The sequence below is a fragment of the Bartonella sp. B10 genome (assembly GCF_053794435.1).
This window is the reverse complement of sequence record NZ_CP200030.1, coordinates 72,260-90,240: the sequence shown is the minus strand read 5'-3', so window position 1 is coordinate 90,240 and position 17,981 is coordinate 72,260. Positions and strand designations below refer to the sequence as shown.

Here is a 17,981-nt window from a genome sequence, read left to right as displayed (position 1 = left end):
TAAGAACATCTATTTAATTGTTTTTAATGATTTTTTCTACTTCCTAATTGAGGAAATAATTGCATGATAGCACCAATACAGTACATATAAATGCCTGTTACTGATATTCCTATCTTAACCCAATATGGGGCATTAAGTTGGTAAAAGAACGCAATAGTGCCAAAAAAACACCATAAAAGGAAAATTGGAAAATTTAGCATACGTAAGCGGATAACTCTTACTGGATGGATAAAGTAAATTGGCAAAAAAGATATAATTGCTGATAACACAATAATGGTAAAAGCAACCCATTCCCCTGGTCTTACTATAAAAAGCGTAAAAATCATCATATTCCAAACTACAGGAAACCCTTTAAAAAAGTTTTCCCTGGTTTTCATTCCAGTATCTGCATAATAAATTGCTGATGAAATGACAATAATAGCGCTTAATAAAAACGATAATCCTGAGCCCATAAAACCACTCTGGTAAAGTGCAAAAGCTGGGATTAAAACATAAGTTACGTAATCAATAATATTATCTAATAATTCTCCAGACCATGTTGGGAGTACATATTTAACGTCCAATTTTCGAGCAATTGGTCCATCGATACCATCAACAAGAAGTGCAAGTCCAAGCCAGCAAAACATGGATGTCCATTCTTTTTCAGATGCGGATATAAGAGAAAGAAATGCTAAAAATGAACCTGAGGCTGTTAATAAATGAACCGAAAAAGCCTTTGCTTGTGGCATTGTAACTTTTTTATGACGTAATACATCAGCTTTAGTTTGAATTTTTTTTGTTAATCTACGTTTCAAGGTTTTTTTATCCTCGTTTCTAAAATCTTTACCCATTTACCAACATATCATTTTTTTCCCTATGGTATACTTCATTTATAAAAGAGCCAAAAAAGTTATTTTTTATATCACATTATTTATTACATAATATAATAGAAAAACTTCATATAATAAAAAGAGATTATTTATATAGTTTATAAAAATTGAAAAGGGTTAAATCATTTTGATATTTGAACGAAACAAGCATCAAGATATTGCTGTCGTTGGTGCAGGATCAGTGGGCATGTTGACAGCGCTGTACCTTGCACATAAGGGGTATTCTGTTTTTCTTATTGGCCCGCCTACTCATGCAGATGAGTTACGGACAACTGCTCTTATGATGCCAGCAATTGATATGCTCAAAAAAATAAATATTTGGGATATCCTTGAACCTCATGCAGCAGCTTTATCTTCCATTAGAATTATTGATATAACATCTAGAATTGTACGTGCTCCTACTGTAAATTTTTGTTCTACGGAAATTGGTGAAAAAGCTTTCGGTTATAACGTACCTAATGTAAGTTTAAACAATGCTTTCACTGATTGCATTATACATACGCAAAATATCATGAGAATTTTTTCTTCAGCACGATCTTTTAATCATCAAAAAAAACATGTAGAAATTACTCTTACGGATGGTAAAATTCTTCAGGTACCACTTGTTATTGCTGCTGATGGACGCAATTCCCCTACACGGATGGCATCTGGCATAAAGGTTAAGCGATGGAACTATTCGCAAATAGCACTAGTTTTAAATTTTTCACATGATATTTCCCATAAAAATACATCTACAGAGTTTCATACCGAAGATGGACCATTTACACAGGTGCCATTACCAGGGAATAAATCTAGTCTTGTATGGGTTGTTGATTCTTCTCGCGCTAAAGAATTGTTAAATCTAGAGCCAAAAATGATGGCAAAATTAATAGAAGATAAGATGCAATCAATGCTTGGAAAGCTAACACTAGAAACATCAGTTCAAGCATGGCCTCTTTCAGGACTTATTGCTCGTAATTTTGCGGCTAATCGAACAATTTTAGTAGGTGAATCCGCTCATGTTTTTCCTCCCATTGGAGCGCAGGGATTGAATTTGGGATTTCGTGATGTTCAAACTTTAATTGATATTTTACCCTATCAAATATCCGATTCTAATTTGAGAACGATCATTACACACTATAATCAATGTCGTAGATCTGATATACTCATTCGAAGCGGATCTGTTCATACACTCAACAATGCTTTACTTTCTAGTATGTTACCAATTCATATCATACGAAGCATTGGATTTGGGTTATTACGCAATTATTCACCGTTACGTAGTTTCTTCATGAAAGAAGGAATGAACCCTAATTATGGATTTAAAAAGATTATACAAACATTTTTAACAAAGTCATCTAAACAGCTGCATTGATATGATAACAATTAATGGTACTGATATCGCCTACGATAAATGCATCTTGCTAAACAATATATATTTTTTGCAAGTTGGTGCGTTAATTTACCGCGTGAAAAATAAAAATCTTGAATTTTTGCTTATTACCAGTAGAGGATCTGGCCGATGGATTATACCGAAAGGATGGCCAATTCCAAAAAAATCTTTTTCACAAGCTGCATTACAAGAAGCTTTTGAAGAAGCTGGAGTACGAGGTATCATTAACGAAACTCCCATAGGCACATATGAATACAAAAAGTCAAATCTACAAATAGGAAAAAATAGAAAATTCTGTGTTTACGTTTTTTCTATTCTCCATTTGTATCAAGAAAAAAAATGGCCAGAACAAAATTGTCGTGCATATGAGTGGGTCACAGCATTAGAAGCAATAAAACGTGTCAATGAGCCACAGCTCAAAAAAATTTTTTTAAATTATAAACCGCATTAGAATAATGTATATATTAAATTTTATTATAGTATATTTTTTTATATAAGTTAATTTATAGTACATAGCGTTGTAAAACATAGTATATTAAAAATAATGATATAGTCATTTTTACTTATAAGATAATCATAAAAATAGAGATAAAAAATAATTCTTGGAACTTATTGCTTATATAAGAGTTAATTTATTGCTTAAGATGTAAATATTTAAAAGCATCTTTGTTTAAGTAAATGGTGACAAGATGAAATTAAGCAAAATTTTAAGATCAAGTGCTTTTGTTATAATTGTGATATGTATTTCAACCATAGTTACAGATTCAGTAAGTGAAGTTTTTTATAATCCTCATTGTCAAAGCTTTGAGTATTTTTTTAACAAAGATATCACTAAACCAGGACAAAATTCGTTCACTGCTTCGCAGATTAAAAATCGTCTCAGGAAAAATGGTTTTGAAAATGTTAAAAGATTGCGCTTAGATGATCAAGGTATTTGGCGTGCTTTAGTAAAATTTAATCATTGTCATTTTCTCGTATCTATTGACTATTCTGGAATAATTAATATCCAAAATGGAAGAAAAGAATATGATTGATTTTAAACTTTACGGCAGTGCCAATTCAAAAAAACATGAACAATTTTTTTTAAAAAAAATATACTATTTTCTTAGAGAGCCTATATTAATTGGAAGTCTAAACGGTTGCGTATCAGGAGCAATTGCAGCAATTTTTTCGACATACGGTTATATTGCTTTTCCCGGATTTGGTCCAGTTATAGCTATGGGTATAGGAATAGCTCTTCCTACTGGTATAATAATCGGCACAATGATAGGATCTATGATAGGTATTGCTGTTGGCATATTTTGTATTTTTATGGAAAATTTATCTATATCATAAAGAAGACATCTTTAAAAATTAGAAGAAGAATCTTGTTATTAGACTAGAGAGATTTTAATTTTAATATACAAGAGCTTATTCAAATAAATTATGAGCTGTTACAAATATAAATACTTTAATTTCTGAAATATTTTAAGTATTTTTATGTAATAAAGTTTTCTATTTTGTAGTATAAATGTTATTATTAAATTTATATTTAAAGTTATCTAGAACATAAATTCATTTTATGTCTTCATTGTTTATTTAAAATAATTGTAAAAGGTTATGCATGAATAATTTTTTTTTCATTTTGTTAATTCCATTTACATTTTTAAATTTTGATGCCACAGCATTAGCGACATCGGTTCAAGTAAAAATTTATAAACTGGAAGAGAATAATGTAAAAAAAACTATAGGTATGATAGATATTGAAGAAAATTCACGCGGTTTGATTTTTACACCAAATTTATTTTCTCTTCCACAAGGTTTACATGGCTTTCACATACATACAAACCCTTCATGTGATACGCAAAATGGTGTAATTGGTGCTGCTGCAGGAGGGCATTATGATCCACAAAATACCAACAAACATCTAGGGCCTTACAACATTAATGGTCACTTTGGTGATTTACCTTCACTTTACGTCGATAACCAAGGTCGATCAACAATGAGTGTTATTGCACCACGAATTAAAGAACTCTCTAAAATTAAAGGTCGTTCATTAATAATTCATCTGGGAGGAGATAATCAATCAGATAATCCTCTAATATCAGGTGGAGGAGGTGCACGTTTGGCGTGCGGTATTATTGAATGATTAAATTTTAAGAAGTCCTATTCAATTCTCTAATAATTCAATATATTACAGCAATATATGTTGCATTGCTACATGTTAAGATTGTAAGATAGAGTGTGACGTTTTTTATATAATCGGCAAAAAAGTGCGCTGCAACACTAGTACCACCCAACTGCGACCTGTGCCTCTTCTGACATACAATCTGGTGTCCATGGTGGATCAAATGTCATGATTACTTCAATATGCGAAACTCCTTCAACTGCACTCACAGCATTTTCAACCCACCCTGGCATTTCACCAGCAACAGGGCATCCTGGTGCAGTTAGTGTCATTTCAATTTTTACTGAACGATCATCTTCAATATCTATACGATAAATTAATCCTAGCTCATAAATATCTGCAGGAATTTCTGGATCATAGACTGTTTTAAGAGCGGAAATTATATCATTTGTCATACGCTCAATTTCGGCTTCAGGAATTGCTGACATATAAATTTCTTTTTTTCATTTTGTATATTACTTGATTCAGTGGGATCACTTACGTTAATTGATTTAGCCATTAAAAAATACTCTTGCTTTTTCTAATGCCTCCACTAATTGATCGATATCTTCATAATTGCTGTACATAGCTAATGATACACGACAAGTAGATGTTAAACCAAAGTGTTGTAGTAAAGGCTGTGCACAATGTGTTCCTGCACGTATGGCAACCCCTTGTCTATCAATAAACATAGCGATATCATGCGCGTGAATTCCTTCTATTTCAAAGGATATAATAGCGCTTTTATGAGGAGAACGCCCATAAATTCGTAATGATTTAATTGTTTGAAGTCTTTCTTGTGCATAAGCTAAAAGTGCTGTCTCATGAGCATGAATGGCGTTTCTATTCTTTTTTTGTACATAATTTATAGCAGCAGATAATCCAATAGCTTCAGCTATGGGTGGAGTTCCTGCTTCAAAGCGATATGGAGGGGCATTATAAGAAACCTTATCAATTGTAACAGTCTCAATCATTTCTCCTCCGCCCTGAAAAGGATGCATTTCCTCTAGACGATAGTCTTTTCCATAAAGCACACCGATACCTGTCGGACCATAAAGCTTATGACCAGTAAAAACATACCAATCACAATCAAGATCTTGTACATCAACTGTTAAATGTACAACCCCCTGAGAACCATCCACAAGAACAGGAATAGCATTTTGATGTGCAATCTTAACTATTTCTTTAACGGGAGGAACAGTTCCCAATACATTGGACATATGAGTAACAGCAACAAGTTTTGTTTTGTTACTTAAAGCTTTCTGAAAATCTTCAATGTGTAAAATACCATTTTCGTCAACTGGTACAAAAATGAGTTTAACACCTTTTTGTTTACGAATAAAATGCCAAGGAATAATATTTGAGTGATGCTCCATAATAGTAAGAACAATTTCATCACCTTCATTCAATTGAGACATTCCCCAACCATAAGCAACAGTATTAATAGCCTCTGTTGCATTTTTCGTAAAAATAATTTCCTTTGCCGTTCTGGCATTTAAGAAAGCACGAATTGTTTCGCGGGCGTTTTCATAAAATTGTGTAGCTGCATTTGATAAAAAATGTATTCCTCTATGTACATTTGCATAATGATATCTATAAAAATCATCCATAGCATGAAGCACTGATTGAGGCTTTTGCGCAGATGCACTACTATCAAGATAAGCCAGCCGCTTACCATGAACACCACATTGTAAAATAAGGAAGTCACGTCGAACTTCTTCAACGTCATAATTCAATGTTTCTACAACACTTTTCACTTTTTTTTGCATTAAACATTCTTTTCTAACCATTGAACAATAATATCACTCAGCAAACTTTGAAGATTATCCTGCTTAATTTCTTCAATTAATTCTGAAACAAATCCTCTAATCAAAATCTCTTGGGCACTTTTAAAAGGTATACCACGTGCCATTAGGTAAAAAAGATGATCACTATTAATTTTAGTAACTGTTGCTCCATGACCGCAAGCAACATCATCAGCAAAAATTTCTAATTCAGGCTTTGCACAAAATTCTGCATCATCTGAAAGGATAAGAGTATTACAAGCCATACGTGCATCTGTTTTTTGCGCTTTTTGTGCCACACGTATTATTCCTTGAAAAACACCATGTGCTTTATCTATAGCAACATTACGTATAATCTCTGTCGAAGTTGCATTTTCTTCAGTATGACGAACAGTCATTGTAAGATCACTGTGCGTTTTCCCAGACAATAAATTTATCACCCGTAATTGAAAATTAGAGTCTTTCCCTTGTAGTTCTACGTCAACTTCCTGACGATTAAGCTGGCTACCTATATTAATAACATAAAGTGATAATTTAGCATTTTCTCCAAGCACAGCACACAACCGACCAAATTGTGTAGAATCGAATCCACGATCTCGAATAAGGATCCATGTAACATCACTATTAGCAGCAATATTTAATGAAAATATTGAGCTAACTAAAGTATTTTTATCATTACCGATTTGACGTTCAATAATGATGGCTTGGCTATTTTTGCCAACTTGAATATCTGAAAAAGTATGCGATTGTCCACCCATCTGAATATTTTGTAATTCAATTGGAGAGTTTAATTTTCTATTTTCAGGAATCTGAATAAGCCAACCATCAGTCACAAAAGCTGTATTTAATTGCCCAATAAAATCTGCATCAGCAGTAATTTGGTCTATATTTTTGAAATTTTCTTTTTCTAATGCGTCGACTAAACATTTTGCTGTTATGCCTATTATTTTTGATTGCTTTAGTGTTTTACCATTTTCAATAGAAAATACAGCACTTTCTGAAAATAATGGATCAACTAATTGCCCATTACTTATTTCTGAAAAATCACTAATAGATTTTAACAAAGTACGCAGATTTGTATAATGCCAATTTTCAATTTTGCGTGAAGGAAGCAAGTTTTTTTTAAATAATTCAATAGCCTTCTTACGAACTTCTTGTACTTCCTTATTGCCAGGTAAACAACCAACACGTTGATTAAAATGATTAAGAATATCTTTTTCAACCGCTATCAGTTCTTGTTGTAAATTTATATTCATATTCTATAACCTCAAGTGGCTTCATCAATAATATCGGCATACCCATTTTTTTCTAGATAAAGTGCCAATGACTTATCGCCGCTTTTAATAATACGACCCTTATAGAGAACATGAACCGTATCTGGAATGATATAATCAAGTAAGCGCTGATAATGCGTAATAACTAAAAATGAGCGCTTCAAATTCCGCAGTTTATTAACACCATCTGCAACAATTTTTAATGCATCAATATCCAAACCAGAATCTGTTTCATCTAAAATACAAAGCTTAGGTTGAAGAAGAGCCATTTGAAGAATCTCAGCGCGCTTTTTTTCCCCACCAGAAAAACCAACGTTTAAGGGACGTTTAAGCATTTCCATATCTATTTTAAGCTCAGAAGCAACTTCTTTAACACATTTAATAAATTCTGGAATTTTAAGTTCTACATCACCACGGGCTTTTCTCTGGGAATTTATCGCAACTTTTAAAAATTCCATTGTTGCTACACCAGGTATTTCCATAGGATATTGAAATGCAAGAAAAATACCAAATGCAGCACGTTCTGCTGGATCCATTTCTAAAAGTGATTGTCCGTTATAAAGTATATCTCCTTCCGTTATTTCATAGTCATCATGACCAGCAAGTAAATAAGATAACGTAGATTTTCCAGCTCCATTTTGTCCCATAATAGCAACAATTTCACCATCGCGAACAGTTAGGTTTAAACCGCGAATAATCTCTGTATTGGTTTCAGTAATACGAGCGTACAAATTTTTAATCTCTAACATAATTGAATCCTGTTTTTATTGGATTATGTGCAATGTGTTCAATTTTTATAACGCAACAAGCTAACCTACACTGCCTTCAAGGCTGATACCAATAAGCTTTTGTGCTTCAACAGCAAATTCCATAGGAAGTTTTTGAATAACCTCTTTTACAAAACCATTAACGATTAAAGCAATAGCTTCTTCTTCAGGAATTCCACGTTGCATAACATAAAACAGCTGATTATCAGATATTTTAGATGTTGTTGCCTCATGTTCAAATTGAACCGTAGCATTTTTTGCTTCAATATAAGGAACCGTATGAGCACCACAATTATTTCCAATTAACAAACTATCACATTGAGTAAAATTACGGGCATTTTGTGCTTTTCGATGTGCAGAAACTTGCCCCCGATATGTGTTATTTGAAAAACCAGCAGAAATACCTTTAGAAATAATACGACTTGAGGTATTTTTTCCTAAATGAATCATTTTGGTGCCAGAATCAATTTGCTGATAACCATTGGCAACAGCAATGGAATAAAATTCTCCACGTGAATTATCGCCACGGAGTAAGCAAGATGGGTATTTCCAAGTAATTGCAGACCCAGTCTCGACCTGTGTCCAAGAAATCTTAGAATTATCGCCTCGACAATCTCCACGCTTAGTCACAAAATTATAAATTCCCCCCTGTCCGTCTTTATCGCCAGGGTACCAATTTTGTACTGTAGAATATTTAATTTCTGCATTTTTTAAAGCGATTAGCTCAACGACAGCCGCGTGAAGTTGATTTTCATCACGTTGAGGTGCAGTACAACCTTCAAGATAAGAAACGTAAGAATCTTCATCTGCAATAATTAATGTTCTCTCAAATTGTCCTGTATTACGCTCATTAATTCTAAAATAGGTTGAAAGCTCCATTGGACAGCGAACACCTTTAGGAACATAAACAAATGAACCATCCGTAAAGACTGCCGCATTAAGGGCTGCATAATAATTATCACTAGCAGGTACAACTGCTCCTAAATATTGTTTAATAAGATCAGAATGTTTAATAATTGCTTCTGAGATGGAACAAAAAATAACACCAACACGTGCTAATTCTTCTTTAAATGTTGTTACAACAGAAACAGAATCAAAAACTGCATCAATGGCTACTCGCCCTGAAGTATAAGTATCATTATTGAGAACAGAAGTATCTGTTTGCCTTTTTACTCCTGCTAAAATTTCTTGCTCTCTAAGAGGAATACCAAGTTTTTCATATGTTGCTAACAACTGAGGATCAACTTCATCTAAAGACTTTGGTGCTGTATAATTTTTAGGAGCAGCATAATAATAGAGTTCTTGAAAATCAATTTGGGGATATTTAAGACGTGCCCAATGAGGTTCTTCCATTGTAGACCAACGGTGAAAAGCTTGCAAACGCCATGCCAACATCCATTCAGGTTCACATTTTTTAGAAGAAATGAATCGAATAATATCTTCATTCAAGCCTTTTGGAGCTTTCTCCACTTCAATGTTGGTTTCAAAACCATATTTATACTGATCCACGTCTATCTCACGAACCTGACGTATTGTTTCCTGCACTGCTGGCATCAGTCTTCTCCACTTTTCTCGGCATGTAAGAACCGGTAATCAAATTTTTTCTTCATAAAATTAAAAGCAAGCAATTTGTTCCTTAGGTTATAGGTAAAATAAGATAATTTCAATTAAGCTATTCTAAATCTTTTAATGATAGATTTTATTTTTTATCTTTTTTCACGATTTTGGAAAAAACTAATAAAAAATCATCAATATCATCAGATGTTGTATCTCTTCCTGTTGAAACACGGATTGCACCATTAGGGATATGATATCCCATTGCCTTTAATACTTTGCTTTGTTTTACTTTTCCTGAAAAACAAGCGGAGCCTGCTGATACAGAAAATCCTGCTAAATCAAAACTAATTTGCATAGTTTCAGCTTTTATATCTCGTACAGAAAAGTAAGTTGTATTTGGCAAACGTTGAGCACCTTTGCCAAAAATCTCAACATCATTGCTGATTTGTTTTAACCCATTTTCTAATCTATTACGTAAATAAATTAACCGTTCTATCTCTTCATGAGTAAAGCAATCAGTTATTGCTGCTCCAAAAGAAGCAATAAGCGGCAAAGCTTCTGTTCCACCACGTAAGCCCTTTTCTTGTCCACCTGCGACAATCAAGGGACAAGGCATGAGAAGTCCACCACATGAAACAAAAGCACCAATTCCCTTAGGCCCACCAATTTTATGAGCTGATAGTATAAAAAAATCACCCCCTAATTGATTGATATCAATAAAATTTTTATCGATATATTGTACCAAATCAACGATAAGGATACCTCCAAAATCCCGAACAATAGCAGCTATTTCTTTTGTCCGTTGAATAACACCAGTTTCACCATTTGCAGCTTGTATAGCAACAAGAGGCAATCCTTTTATTTTATCATGAGAACTTAATAAAGATTTTAATTTATCTTGCTGAATTAAACCATCTTTATCAACAGCCACTACACTGATTAGCTCTTTAGAAAAACGTCCACCTTTTGCAATAGACGGATGTTCACTAGCACCAATGTAAAGATGAGAAAATCGCACTTCAGAGCGTCCCATGTAATAAAAAGGTGTTAATAGAGTCATAGCTGCTTCACTGGCACCAGATGTAAACACAACATTATTTGGATCAGTATTAAGTTTATGAGCAATTTGCCGACGAGATTTTTGCAATAAAGCCTTCGCAGCTCGCCCTTCTGCGTGAACAGATGATGGATTACCAAATATTTCTAAAGATTCTAGTAAAGCTGTTTTGGCTGTTTTTGTAAGAGGTGTTGTTGCATTATGATCAAAATACCGGCGTTTTATAACCATTTTAGATTCCAATCATTAACCTTATAACTTGATTTTTAAAAAATTTTGCAATTTTCTTGAAAAACGCACCAAAAACAGAATATCTAATGATTAGTAAAGTAAAATAATTATAAGGCTAAAATTTATGCTAAAAGCGAATTAAGGTCAACGGAAGAATTGAAGGAGCGTTTAATGCCAGAAATTATTTTTAGTGGTCCTGCAGGTCGTCTTGAAGGACGTTATCAGCCTTCGCAACAGAAGAATGCACCGATTGCGATTATTTTGCATCCTCATCCAAAGTTTGGTGGAACAATGAACAATAAAATTGTCTATGACCTATTTTATATGTTTCAACAACGTGGCTTTACTACACTACGATTCAATTTTCGTGGGATAGGTCGAAGCCAAGGAGAATTTGATTACGGAATAGGAGAACTTTCAGATGCTGCTGCTGCGCTGGATTGGGTACAAACACAACATCCCGATTCTAAAAACTGTTGGGTAGCAGGATATTCATTTGGTGCTTGGATCGGAATGCAGCTTTTGATGCGTCGACCAGAAATTGAGAGTTTTATATCTATTGCCCCTCAACCTAATATTTATGATTTTTCATTTCTTGCCCCCTGTCCTTCCTCCGGTCTTATAATTCATGGCGATAGCGATAAAGTCGCTCCCTTAAAAGATGTTCAAGGTCTCGTAGATAAATTAAAAACGCAAAAAGGCATAACTATTACACAAGAAATATTGGAAGGTGCAAATCACTTTTTTAGTGGGCGTAATGAGGAACTCATTGAAAAATGTTCACAATATCTGGATAAGCATACTATAGATGGTTTGTTATCTTCTCCACATGAAATGCTTACACTTACCTGAAAAGGCTGAAAGTTTATCACAGGATGAGTAAAAAATACCCCTATAACAAAAAGAAAGCTTACTACTTTGTGATAACCTTTGTTCACTCTAGTATTTACTGCGTTTTAAGAATAAAAAATTTGCTCCCTCATACAAATAAAAGATTCTTATTCTTTGAAAATAGCGCCCGTGTCATCTCTCACTCTCTTGTGAACCACCTGTTATTCATGCTACAGATGAAGAGTTAATACTCTGTTATACAAACAATTGCAATATTGATCGGGAAATGAAATCTGTGGTTGCCTTTAAATCTGATTTTTTACATATTATGAACGAACGTGGTTTTATCCACCAGATTTCAGATGATAGAGATTTAGATAATCTTTTTTTAAAGGAAGTTGTAACTTCTTACATTGGTTTTGATCCTACAGCATCAAGTCTACACGCTGGAAGCCTTCTACAAATTATGATGCTTCATTGGTTACAAAAAACCGGTCACCGACCCATTGTTTTAATAGGTGGAGGTACAGGGTTGATCGGTGATCCTTCCTTCAAAGATGAAGCACGATGTCTTTTAACACAAGATGCTGTTGCTAAAAATATCGTTGGTATTAAGGAAGTATTTTCTAATTATTTAACATTTGGTGATAAAGTAACCGACGCATATATAGTGAATAATGCCGAATGGTTGTGTGACTTAAATTATTTAGAATTTTTGCGTGATGTAGGAAAATATTTTTCAGTAAATCGTATGTTATCGTTTGATTCCGTTAAACTTAGACTTGAACGTGAACATTCTTTATCATTTTTAGAATTTAATTATATGATCATGCAAGCTTATGATTTTGTTGAACTTTACAAACGTTATGGGCTACGTATGCAGATGGGTGGCTCCGATCAATGGGGCAATATTATCAATGGAATTGAATTAGGGCATCGCTTAGGAATTCCTCAATTATATGCACTGACCTCCCCCCTGCTTACAACTTCTTCTGGTGCAAAAATGGGTAAATCATTGAATGGTGCTATGTGGCTCAATGCAGATATGCTTTCACCTTACCAATTTTGGCAATATTGGCGCAATACAGAAGATGCTGATGTAATACGATTTTTAAAGCTTTATACCACATTACCAATGGATGAAATCTTTAAACTTTCTGCATTAAAAAACACCGAAATTAATGAGGCAAAAAAAATTCTTGCAACTGAAGTTACGGCGATGTTGCATGGACGCAACATTGCGGATGCAGCTGCGGAAACTGCTCGTAAAACCTTCGAAGAAAAAACACTTGGAGAGAATCTTCCAATTATTGAAATTAACGCTACAAAATTAAAAACAGGTGTTGGATTACTAACTCTTTTAGTACAAGCAGAGCTAGCTAAATCCAATGGTGAAGCACGCCGACATATTCAAGGTGGAGGTGTACGTGTGAATGATAAAATTGTTGAGGATGAGACGCGCCTTATTATTGAAGACGATGTCAGTCCTGCAGGAGTAGTAAAACTTTCTTTTGGTAAAAAACAGCATGTTTTAATTAGGCCAACATAGTCTATCTATAACTTCCTAACCTCATTATGTTGTTTTTTGAGTTGTATGCTCAACTTTTATGTTTTTCTCACTAACTTAGTTTTCTAAATTTTTATGATATGACAAGCTTCATATAATAGATAAAAATTTTTCAAAAAAACTATCTTCTAGAAAGTTTGGTAATTATTTTTTCTGTGTATTCTAATATTAGAATCTTAATACTTATACAAAAAGGAAAGGTAAAATAATGATAAAATCGATGAAAGGAAACTATGCTCCTGATTTTGATTTGCCGCGCGATGGTGGAGGAAAGTTACGCCTTTCTGATTTTCAAGGAAAACCAATTGTTTTATATTTTTATCCCAAGGATGATACCAGTGGATGTACAAGTGAGGCACTTGATTTTACAAAATTAAAGACAGAATTCGATGAGATCGGAGTTGTCATTATTGGGGTATCTCCAGACAATGTTAAAAAACATAACAAATTTAAGATGAAACATGGACTTGATATCATCCTTGTTTCAGATGAGGAAAAAACTACGCTTGAAGATTACGGTGTTTGGATTGAAAAAAGCATGTATGGGCGTAAATATATGGGTGTTGAACGAAGCACTTTTTTGATTGATTCAACCGGAAAAATAGTAGAAGAATGGCGCAAAGTCAGCGTATCTGGGCATGCCAAAAAGGTTTTAATAGCTGCTGTTCAGCAATTTCATAATAGATAATAAATTTAATTAATTAGTTGCTTTATGAAGAAGCCCAAAGTGTCTTCTTCTATTGATTTTGTTTTTTTCCGTGAATACGTCGAGCAAGTGCTGCTTCTATGAACGCATTTAAATCGCCATTAAGTACGGACTGTGGATCGGTGTTTTCAACATTTGTACGTAAATCTTTAACAAGCTGGTAAGGCTGAAGAATATAAGATCTAATTTGATGCCCCCATCCAATTTCTGTTTTAGAAGATTCAATGGCATTCGTTTCTTCTTCTCTTTTTTTGAGTTCTTCTTCATACAGTCGTGCACGCAACATAGACCAAGCAGTTGCTCGATTCTTATGTTGAGAACGCTCTGTTTGACATTGAACAACTATACCTGTTTTTATATGCGTAATACGCACTGCAGAATCTGTTGTATTAACATGTTGCCCTCCAGCTCCTGATGCACGGTATGTATCAATACGAACATCTGACTCTGAAACATCAACTTCAATATTGTCATCAATAACTGGATAAACCCAAACACTTGCGAAAGAAGTATGACGCTTTGCATTTGAATCATATGGTGAAATACGTACCAAGCGATGAACTCCCGATTCTGTTTTTAGTAAACCATAAGCATTATGCCCTTTTACAAGAATAGTAGCCGATTTTATTCCAGCCTCTTCTCCATCATGAATTTCTAATACTTCAACCTTCATTTTATGCTGTTCAGCCCAGCGTGTATACATGCGCAAAAGCATAGAAGCCCAATCTTGGCTTTCTGTACCACCTGCACCAGCATGCACCTCTAAATAAGCATCATTCTGGTCTGCTTCTCCGGAAAGAAGGGCATCAATTTGCCTTTTTTCTATTTTAACCTTGAGATCTCTTATTATTTTTTCTGCATCATCGATAATTTCCGCATCGCTTTCTTCTTCACCCATAGCGATTAATTCAATGCACTCTTCAAGAATTGTTGTAAACGATTGAATGCTGTTTACTGAATCTTCAAGATACTGACGCTCACGCATCATATCTTGTGCTTGTTGCGTATTATCCCAAAGTGTTGGATCTTCTATTTTTTGATTAAGATATTCAAGACGTTTTAATGATTGATCCCAGTCAAAGATGCCTCCTTAGCAATTTAATTCCCTGCTGGATTTCATTAACTAATGTTTCTATTTCTGCCCGCATAATCTAATACCCTAATCTTTATTATATTTTGTCTAAATATGATGCCAAAACTTTACTATCAGTACGGTATTATATCATAAAAATACCATACAATCTTTTTCCTTTACTGAGTTTATAAAAATAAGTAAATATTACCGATGTTCATCCACTATATAAAAAATTAACTAATATAGTCCACCAGTACCACTTTCGAGCGCTTTATTAACTTGTGGGGAAGTAGTTGTTAAAGGAACACCTTCTTGAAAAGAGGTAGTACTGCCAATTACCTTATATATATCGGCAGGTCCAGTTCCTGGTTTAAAGGCTTCTAGAATGACATCGTTGTCTCCTTCTTCAGCTAATAGTCCTGTTTTTCGATTAATTGGCATTAAAATCATACCTTTTGGCATTTTAAATGGTATATTAGGCTTGCCCTTTAGCGCAGTTTTCATAAACTCACTAAAAATGGGAGCTGCTAATGAGCTCCCAGTTCTACTGTATCCCAAAGGTTCTGGTTGATCATAACCTATAAAAATACCAACAACAAGATCGGGCGTAAATCCCATAAACCATACATCTTTAGAATCATTGGTTGTACCTGTTTTTGCAGCAATGTGTCGATTAAGATCATGCAAACGTGCTGCTGTACCACGCTGAACAACTCCTTCCATCATTGATGTAATTTGATAAGCTGTCATAGGATCAAGAACTTGATCTCTCTCATCAATCAATATTGGCTCACTTTGATTATCCCATGACTCAAAATTGCAATTTTTACACAAACGATCATCATGACGATAGATAGTTTTTCCATAACGATCCTGAATTCGATCGATCAGTGAAGGTTTAATAGAGCGACCGCCATTAGCAATAACTGAATAAGCTGTAACCATCCGTAAAACTGTTGTTTCACCAGCTCCTAAAGCCATAGGAAGATAAGGCTGTAATTTATCTGTAATACCAAAACGTTCAGCATATTCTGCTACAAGAGGCATTCCCATATCATTGGCAAGCCGCACAGTCATAAGATTACGAGAGTATTCGATACCATAACGCAACGTTGAAGGTCCTGCAAATGTACCACCATAATTTTTAGGTTGCCACATTTCACCATTTGTTTGACGAATCTCAACAGGACCATCTAAGACGACTGATGCCGGTGTGTATCCATTATCTAATGCTGCCGCATACACAAAGGGCTTGAAAGCAGACCCAGGTTGACGATAAGCTTGTGTCGCACGGTTAAATTCAGATACAGAAAAAGAAAATCCTCCTACCATAGCAAGAACACGACCTGTATGAGGTTCCATAGCAACTATTGCTCCCTCTGCTTTAGGAATTTGTTGCAAGCAATAAGTATTTTTTGAATCTGATACTTTTTCAACAAAAATAACATCTCCAACTTTCAGAATATGTGATAAATCTTGGACAGTTTTTTTATGACTATTTTTGCTAAAAATATTTAATGCCCACTTTGAATCAATATCAGATAAAATGGCAATTTCTCGTTTTTTTGATAACAAACCTGAAGTATCACGTCTTGGCTGCAAACCAATTTCTACTTTATTTGGATTAACTGAAAGAACAATTGCTAGACGCCATTCAGGAACATCATTTAATCCAGAAATATTCGCAAGCTCTACCCCCCAATCATTTTTTTTATCGATATGTTTATAAGGTCCACGCCATCCTTGCGAATGATCAAACTTAATTAATCCATTTTGCAAGGCACGCCGAGCAATGAACTGCAAATGTGGATCAAGCGTTGTACGAATTGAAAGTCCACCTTCATAAAGTGTTTTAGCTCCATAACGACGCATTAAACGGCGTCGTACTTCTTCGGTAAAATAATCGGCAGCAAAAACGTAATTGTCGTTGCCACGTATCACTGTACCTAAAGGTTTTGCTTTAGCTTTCTCACCTTGTTCAAGCGTTACATATCCATTTGCAACCATTCGATCTATGACCCAATTACGCCTACCAACAGCACGCTGTTCATTTTTGAATGGATCATAATTCGCCGGTCCTTTTGGGAGAGCAGCTAAATAAGCACACTCCTCTAAAGTAAGTTCATTGACAGATTTATTAAAATAATTCAAAGCAGCAGCTGCAATACCGTAAGTGCTACGACCAAGATAAATTTCGTTAAGATACAATTCAAGAATATGATCTTTTGAATAGGTTTTCTCAATGCGCATGGCAAGGATTGCTTCCTTTAATTTTCGTTCTAATGTTGCATCTGAATTTAAAAGGAAATTTTTTGCAACTTGCTGTGTTATGGTTGATGCCCCCTCTGGACGTTTGCCAGAACCGATATTACGGATATTATTAAGCAAAGCTCTAGAAAGTCCTTCAGGATCTAAACCAAAATGATGATAAAAATTCTTGTCCTCAGCTGAAATAAAAGCATCTTTAAGAAGCTTTGGTATTGATTGAATCGGTAAATAAAGACGATGTTTTGTTGCAAACTCTGCCATAAGACTACCATCAGAGGCATGAACACGAGTCATCACAGGTGGTTCATATAGAGACAAAACTTCATAATCAGGAATAGCACTCGCATAACTACTCATCATTCCTACTACAATTATTGCTCCTAAAAGACTGATAGAAACAAAGAAACCCACAAGATATCTCAAAACAATCATCATAAGAACGGTTATCACTTTCTTCAGAATTGATTACAGAAAAAG

Annotated in this window: 16 protein-coding genes and 1 pseudogene; 8 read left to right on the top strand and 9 right to left on the bottom strand. The window is 34.4% G+C overall.

Annotated elements, in window-relative coordinates; translation table 11 throughout:
• Positions 1-23 precede the first annotated feature (23 nt).
• The gene (gene pcsA / locus V3565_RS00395; RefSeq protein WP_455478376.1) at positions 24-830 is read right to left on the bottom strand and encodes a phosphatidylcholine synthase; all 807 of its coding nucleotides are present in this window, start codon (positions 828-830) and stop codon (positions 24-26) included.
• Positions 831-996: 166 nt separating this feature from the next.
• Here pcsA and V3565_RS00390 point away from each other — a divergent pair, with 166 nt between their 5' ends.
• The 5 genes from V3565_RS00390 to sodC all read left to right on the top strand — a co-directional run bounded on the left by V3565_RS00390 (position 997) and on the right by sodC (position 4,369).
• Positions 997-2,223, top strand: coding sequence for a UbiH/UbiF family hydroxylase (locus tag V3565_RS00390; protein ID WP_455478375.1), 1,227 nt, complete (start codon positions 997-999; stop codon positions 2,221-2,223).
• 1 nt (position 2,224) lies between these two features.
• Positions 2,225-2,692 (top strand): NUDIX hydrolase, encoded by a 468-nt coding sequence (locus V3565_RS00385; protein ID WP_455478374.1) that lies wholly within the window; start codon positions 2,225-2,227, stop codon positions 2,690-2,692.
• Between the two features lie 238 nt (positions 2,693-2,930).
• Positions 2,931-3,275: a hypothetical protein gene (locus tag V3565_RS00380; protein WP_455478373.1), complete on the top strand. Its 345-nt coding sequence runs from the start codon at positions 2,931-2,933 to the stop codon at positions 3,273-3,275.
• Entirely contained in the window at positions 3,268-3,576 is a 309-nt protein-coding gene (locus V3565_RS00375; RefSeq protein WP_455478372.1) for a hypothetical protein, read from the top strand. Before V3565_RS00380 ends, V3565_RS00375 begins: the two co-directional genes overlap by 8 nt.
• 268 nt (positions 3,577-3,844) lie before the next feature.
• Positions 3,845-4,369, top strand: coding sequence for a superoxide dismutase [Cu-Zn] SodC (gene sodC, locus V3565_RS00370; RefSeq protein ID WP_455478371.1), 525 nt, complete (start codon positions 3,845-3,847; stop codon positions 4,367-4,369).
• A gap of 137 nt (positions 4,370-4,506) precedes the next feature.
• Here the strand turns inward: sodC and V3565_RS00365 are convergent.
• From V3565_RS00365 to V3565_RS00340, 6 genes and pseudogenes are all read right to left on the bottom strand, one after another.
• Positions 4,507-4,907, bottom strand: a pseudogene (locus V3565_RS00365) (SUF system Fe-S cluster assembly protein).
• The gene (locus V3565_RS00360; protein ID WP_455478370.1) at positions 4,900-6,156 is read right to left on the bottom strand and encodes a cysteine desulfurase; all 1,257 of its coding nucleotides are present in this window, start codon (positions 6,154-6,156) and stop codon (positions 4,900-4,902) included. Before V3565_RS00360 ends, V3565_RS00365 begins: the two are co-directional and overlap by 8 nt.
• A complete protein-coding gene (sufD, locus tag V3565_RS00355; protein WP_455478369.1) occupies positions 6,156-7,427 on the bottom strand; it encodes a Fe-S cluster assembly protein SufD in 1,272 nt (423 codons plus the stop codon). Before sufD ends, V3565_RS00360 begins: the two co-directional genes overlap by 1 nt.
• Before the next feature lie 11 nt (positions 7,428-7,438).
• The gene (gene sufC, locus V3565_RS00350) at positions 7,439-8,194 is read right to left on the bottom strand and encodes a Fe-S cluster assembly ATPase SufC (protein WP_455478368.1); all 756 of its coding nucleotides are present in this window, start codon (positions 8,192-8,194) and stop codon (positions 7,439-7,441) included.
• A gap of 60 nt (positions 8,195-8,254) precedes the next feature.
• Entirely contained in the window at positions 8,255-9,766 is a 1,512-nt protein-coding gene (gene sufB / locus V3565_RS00345; RefSeq protein WP_455478367.1) for a Fe-S cluster assembly protein SufB, read from the bottom strand.
• A gap of 145 nt (positions 9,767-9,911) precedes the next feature.
• A complete protein-coding gene (locus V3565_RS00340; protein WP_455478366.1) occupies positions 9,912-11,057 on the bottom strand; it encodes a cysteine desulfurase family protein in 1,146 nt (381 codons plus the stop codon).
• 171 nt (positions 11,058-11,228) lie between these two features.
• Between V3565_RS00340 and V3565_RS00335 the strand changes: the two genes are divergently transcribed.
• From V3565_RS00335 to V3565_RS00325, 3 genes are all read left to right on the top strand, one after another.
• The gene (locus V3565_RS00335; RefSeq protein WP_455478365.1) at positions 11,229-11,909 is read left to right on the top strand and encodes an alpha/beta hydrolase; all 681 of its coding nucleotides are present in this window, start codon (positions 11,229-11,231) and stop codon (positions 11,907-11,909) included.
• Between the two features lie 274 nt (positions 11,910-12,183).
• Complete coding sequence (gene tyrS, locus V3565_RS00330; RefSeq protein WP_455478889.1) at positions 12,184-13,437, top strand: tyrosine--tRNA ligase; 1,254 nt, start codon at positions 12,184-12,186, stop codon at positions 13,435-13,437.
• A 226-nt stretch (positions 13,438-13,663) separates the two neighbouring features.
• A complete protein-coding gene (locus V3565_RS00325; RefSeq protein ID WP_455478364.1) occupies positions 13,664-14,143 on the top strand; it encodes a peroxiredoxin in 480 nt (159 codons plus the stop codon).
• Positions 14,144-14,192: 49 nt separating this feature from the next.
• Here V3565_RS00325 and prfB read toward each other — a convergent pair.
• A protein-coding gene (prfB, locus tag V3565_RS00320; RefSeq protein WP_455478363.1) for a peptide chain release factor 2 occupies positions 14,193-15,309 on the bottom strand; the annotation gives its coding sequence in 2 pieces (ribosomal slippage) (positions 14,193-15,239 and positions 15,241-15,309; 1,116 coding nt in all).
• A 164-nt stretch (positions 15,310-15,473) separates the two neighbouring features.
• Positions 15,474-17,939 carry a penicillin-binding protein 1A gene (locus V3565_RS00315; protein ID WP_455478362.1) on the bottom strand — a complete coding sequence of 822 codons (2,466 nt, stop codon included), beginning with the start codon at positions 17,937-17,939 and terminating at the stop codon, positions 15,474-15,476.
• Between the last annotated feature and the right edge of the window lie 42 nt (positions 17,940-17,981).